At 70.8% G+C, this 4,900-nt stretch carries 5 protein-coding genes; 3 read left to right on the plus strand and 2 right to left on the minus strand.

What is annotated here, in order from left to right; genetic code table 11:
• Positions 1–110 precede the first annotated feature (110 nt).
• Positions 111–1,136, plus strand: a complete 1,026-nt coding sequence (locus CCN51_RS23385; protein WP_014177693.1) for a C40 family peptidase — start codon at positions 111–113, stop codon at positions 1,134–1,136.
• A 200-nt stretch (positions 1,137–1,336) separates the two neighbouring features.
• Positions 1,337–2,056: a phosphatase PAP2 family protein gene (locus CCN51_RS23390; protein WP_014177692.1), complete on the plus strand. Its 720-nt coding sequence runs from the start codon at positions 1,337–1,339 to the stop codon at positions 2,054–2,056.
• A 73-nt stretch (positions 2,057–2,129) separates the two neighbouring features.
• Here the strand turns inward: CCN51_RS23390 and CCN51_RS23395 are convergent, their stop codons facing one another.
• Positions 2,130–3,752 carry an FAD-binding oxidoreductase gene (locus CCN51_RS23395; protein ID WP_014177691.1) on the minus strand — a complete coding sequence of 541 codons (1,623 nt, stop codon included), beginning with the start codon at positions 3,750–3,752 and terminating at the stop codon, positions 2,130–2,132.
• A gap of 71 nt (positions 3,753–3,823) precedes the next feature.
• Positions 3,824–4,009 carry a hypothetical protein gene (locus tag CCN51_RS57745; protein WP_078610535.1) on the minus strand — a complete coding sequence of 62 codons (186 nt, stop codon included), beginning with the start codon at positions 4,007–4,009 and terminating at the stop codon, positions 3,824–3,826.
• 98 nt (positions 4,010–4,107) lie between these two features.
• Between CCN51_RS57745 and CCN51_RS23405 the strand changes: the two genes are divergently transcribed.
• Positions 4,108–4,900, plus strand: a 793-nt coding sequence (locus CCN51_RS23405) for a hypothetical protein (RefSeq protein WP_483883446.1), incomplete at its 3' end; no start/stop codon positions are given.

Genomic DNA, 4,900 nt, shown 5'->3' on the forward strand with positions numbered 1-4,900 from the left:
CCGCCAGCCGAAACCATACGGTGCGGCGGCCCCGCCGCGCCCGTATGGTTTCGGCTGGCGGGCGGCGGATTTTCGCCGTACGTGCGGAAACACGTTCGTATGACGGGCAGATGGGGGAGGATGGGCGGGTGCGTAAGGTCTGGCTGGGCGTCAGTGTCGGTCTCGGGGTCTCCTTCTCCTTCGTCGCGCTCCTCGTCGTCGGTACGTACATGGTCGCCGCGGACCTCGCGGGCGGTAACAGCGGTACGACGGTCGGGCTGGCCAGGGGTGCCGTCCCCGCCGCGTATCAGCCGCTGGTCCAGAAGTGGGGGAATCTGTGCCCCGCGATCAACCCGGCTCTGCTCGCCGCGCAGCTCTATCAGGAGAGTGGCTGGAACCCGAAGGCGGAGAGCCCGGCGAACGCCAAGGGGATCGCGCAGTTCATCCCGGGCACCTGGGCCAGTCATGGTGTGGACGGTGACAAGGACGGGGACCGGGACATCTGGGACCCGCAGGACGCGATCCCGTCGGCGGCCGCGTACGACTGCTCGCTCGCGAAGTATGTCGAGGACGTCCCGGGCGATCTGACGCACAACATGCTGGCCTCCTACAACGCGGGCGCGTACGCGGTGATCAAGTACTCCGGCGTGCCGCCCTACCGCGAGACCCAGAACTATGTGAAGACCATCACCACCCTGGCCAAGAGCTTCGCGGCGCCCGTCCAGAAGGTGCGGCCCTCGCAGCAGTCGGCCGCGGCGATCTACTTCGCGCAGAAGCAGCTCGGCAAGCCGTATCTGTGGGGCGGTAACGGGACCCCGGAGGACGGCGGGCGGTTCGACTGCTCCGGGCTGACGAAGGCGGCGTACAAGACCGTCGGCATCGACCTGCCGCGTGTCGCCAACGATCAGTGGAACGCGGGGCCGCACCCCAAGAGGGATGAGCTGCTCCCGGGCGACCTGGTCTTCTTCGCGTACGACCTCAACGATCCAAGATCCATTCACCACGTCGGGATCTACGTCGGGGGCGGTCAGATGATCAACGCCCCGTACACTGGGGCCGTGATCCGGTTCGACAAGATCGACACGCCGGACTACATCGGTGCGACGCGGGTGACCAAAGATGGCGCAAAAGCGTTGCCGACGGCGAACTCCGCGTAAAGTCTCCGCGCTGAGCTGCGACGATGGGTCACCCTTCGATAACGTCCTGGTGATCGTTGGGTAGAGAGCGGAACGACCCGCTCGATGTGGGCGTTTCCTGGAAGTGGATCGGCAGCGAACACAATCGGCATCGATGGCGTTCATCAACGGGGGCCGGCAGCCGCATGTAGCGACAGGCAAGAGATAAGGGGCCACGGCACATGGCTGGACTCGCACTGGACGGGTCGAACCCTGATGTCAGCCTGCTCTACGACATCAATGGACTCGCCAAGGACGCTCCCCACTGGTTCGACCGCGTCATGGAGTTCGTCGGCGAGTACGGGATCATCATCGGGCTGGTCCTGGTCCTGCTCGGCGCCTGGTGGAGCGTGCGCAAGCGGTCGCAGGACGCGCCGTCCGCCGTCGCCGGGCTGATCTGGGCGCCGCTGGCCGCCGGTTTCGCGCTGCTCGCCAACATCCCGATCCGCGAGTTCGTGGAGCGACCCCGGCCCTTCAAGGACCATCAGGGGCTGGACGTCCTGGTGGCGGGCAAGACCGACTTCTCGTTCGTCAGCGACCACGCCACGCTGACCATGGCGATCGCCGTCGGCGTGTTCATGGCCAGCCGGACCTATGGAGCGGCCGCGATCGGTCTCGCGCTGCTCGAGGGGTTCTGCCGCGTCTATATGGGTGTGCACTACCCGACGGACGTCATCGGCGGGTTCGCGCTCGGCACGGCGGTCGCGCTGCTGCTGGCCCCCCTCGCGATGATGCTGCTGACCCCGCTGACGACGGCCATCGCGGGCTCGCGGGCGGGCTGGCTGGTGCGGGCGGGCACCGCCCCCGCGGCCGGGGAGGCCGCGGAGGACGACATGCCGGAGTTCCCCGGGTCCCGCTCCTCAGGCGGCAGCGAGCGCCGCAACAAGGACCTGGCGGCCTGAGGAACTGTCGGCCTGAGGACCTGTTGCCTGGGGAACTGTTGCCTGAGGACCTGTTGCCTGAGGGGCCCCGCGCTCACAGCGCCTGCGGGAAGTCGAACAGCCGGTCCGGGTCGTATCGTTTCTTCAGCTTGGTCAGCCGGTCCGCCGCCGACCCGTAATACGCGGTACGCCAGTCCTTGAGCGATGCGTCCGTGTAGTTCTGGTACGCCGCCCCCGACGCATGGCGCCGCATCGCCGTATGTACGCCGTCGAGCCAGGAGAGCTGTGCCGTCCCGGCCCCGCCCGCCGCCCAGGAGGCGGTGTACTGCGCCAGGAAGCGCGAGCGGCGGTGGACGAAGGCGGTGGCCGTGGGCGCGACGCGGTTGACGGCCCCGCCGAGCGCGGTGAGCGCGATGCTGACCGCGCCCCCGCCGCTCGTACGCCGCCCGTACGCCTCCACCTGGCCGAGCATCGCGCGCACGCCCGCCTCGCTCAGCGCGCGGGCGTAGAAGTCGGAGCGCGCCGCGTATGTCTCGCGCTGGAGGACGCCGGACGAGCTGCGGCCCGGTGTGTCGCCCGGGAGGTGGCACTGGGTGGTGCTGGTGTCGGCGCATCCGGCGTACGCCCGCATCGCCTCCACATAGCCGCGGCGGCGCAGCAGGACTCTCGAGGCGGGGCCGGGCCCGCCCGGGCCGTCGGCGAGCCGGTCGACGGCGTTCTGCAGTTCGCCGTAGGTGCCGAGCGAGAAGCAGCTCACCGAGACGGTCGGGGTGCGTCCGGGGGAGGCTTCCAGGTGGAGCGCCGACCAGATCTCGTCCGGCTGGTCCGGTCCCCACTTCTGCCAGGCCCGCAGCACCGTCGCGGCCTTGGACCACGGCCAGGTCATATAGCAGGTGACCCCGTCGGCGGCCCGGTGGGTGCGGAAGCGGAGCTCGGTGACGACGCCGAAGTTGCCGTTGCCGGCGCCGCGCAGGGCCCAGAACAGATCGGCCTCGCGGTCCTTGGACACCTGGAGGGTCCGGCCGTCGGCGGTGACGATGCTCGCACCGGTGAGGTTGTCGGAGGTGAGCCCGTACGCCCGGGAGACGACGCCATGGCCGCCGCCGAGGGTCAGGCCGGAGATGCCCACGGTGGGGCAGGAGCCGCCGGGTACGGTCACGCCCGACGCGCCCAGGGTGGTGTAGACGTCGATGAGCTTGGCGCCCCCGCCGATCCGGGCCTCGCCGGAGGAGGTACGGATCGACTTGAGCGCGGAGACGTCGATGACGAGGCGGCCGTCGCCGCTGGACCAACCGGCGTAACTGTGGCCGCCGTTGCGGATGGCGACGGGGGTGCCATGGCGGCGGGCGAAGTCCAGGCACTCGGAGATGTCCGAGGTGTTGGCTATATAAGCGACGGCGGCGGGCCGCAGCCGGTCGAAGCGGGTGTTGTAGAGCTGGCGGGCGGTGGTGTAGTCGGCGTCGCCGGGGCGTATCAGATCGCCCTGCAGACCTTTGCCCAGAGCGGTCCAGTCGGAGGCCCGCGGCTTGCCGTCGGTGCCGCCGGCGGAGGCCGAGGCGGAAGCGGAGGACGAACGGGCATCGGAGGCGGAGGAGGCGGTGCGGGTGGACGGATCGCCGTCTCCCGCCGCCTGTCCCGAGTTCTTGTCGCACGCTGCGGCCCACGCCCCCGTGGTCGCCAGTGCCGTGCCCGCTGCCAGTAGTGTCCGCCGCTTCATGGCGGCCTCCCGTCCCACTTGACGCTGCTGCCCCACCAGTTGGCCGGGCGGTAGCGTGCAGGCCCGGTCCCCTACTCAGAGGGCGAGGCGGCGCATCCGGTTCCGCCGGCGTGGCCGGCCGCGTCGGTGCGGGCCTTGTCCCGCGATCTGCGGGCGGGGCCGCGCCAGCCGCACGAGCAGCGGGCGCTGCAGAAGGAGCCCTTTTCCACGGTGGTGGTGCGGTGTTGGTCGGGGTCCGAAACGCCTGAGTCGAGCACATGACCACGCTACCCGGCCGTGACGAGCCCTAGGGGCGAGTCGTTAAACGAACAAGTACCAAGGGTGTGGACGAGCGTGGCCAGGGGGTCGACGGTCGATGGAAATCCAGCGGCGTACGGGCGGTGCCCGGGCGAGGCGCATGGCGGCCGCTGTGGCGGGCGCACTGCTGGCCGGGCTGATGGCGACCACGACCACGGCGACCCTGACCGGCTGTTCCTCCGAGACGGTCGCCGACGAGCGCCCCGGCGGCGAATCGCACGCCGCCGCGCTCGCCGCGCTGCACCGCGCCGCCGATGTGCTGGTCCGGTCGGGCAGTTCACGGGTCCGTACGACGATGGAGACGGCGACGGGCGGCACGCGCGTGTCGATCCGGGGCAGCGGCGCGTACGACTTCGTCAGGCGGATGGGGCGGCTGCGCCTGGTGCTGCCCAGGGACGCGATGGGGGCCGTCGAGCATGAGCCGATCACCGAACTGCTGGCCTCGGGCGCGCTGTTCATGCGGAACCGGGGCGCGGGCATTCCGCCGGACAAGTGGGTCCGGGTGGATACGACCGGTATCCCGGACGGGAATCTGGTCACCGGCGGGGCGACCGATCCGCTGGCCGCCGCCGAGCTGCTGCGCGGGGCGCGGGGCGTGAGCCTGGTGGGCGAGGAGGGGCTGGACGGGACGGTGGTGCGGCACTATCGCGGGACGACGGACATCGGGCGGGCCGCGCGGATCGCGTCGCCGGGTGTGCGCGGCCCGCTGGCGGCCGCCGCGCGGGGGTTCGCCGAGCACGCGGTGCCCTTTGACGCCTATCTCGACCGGCAGGGGCGGCTGCGCGAGGTGCGGCACCAGTTCACGGTGACCAGCGGCGAGGTCGGCGGGCAGGACGGGCAGGACGGGCAGG

It is taken from the genome of Streptomyces milbemycinicus (assembly GCF_002154605.1).
Taxonomy (GTDB): Bacteria; Actinomycetota; Actinomycetes; order Streptomycetales; family Streptomycetaceae; genus Streptomyces; species Streptomyces milbemycinicus.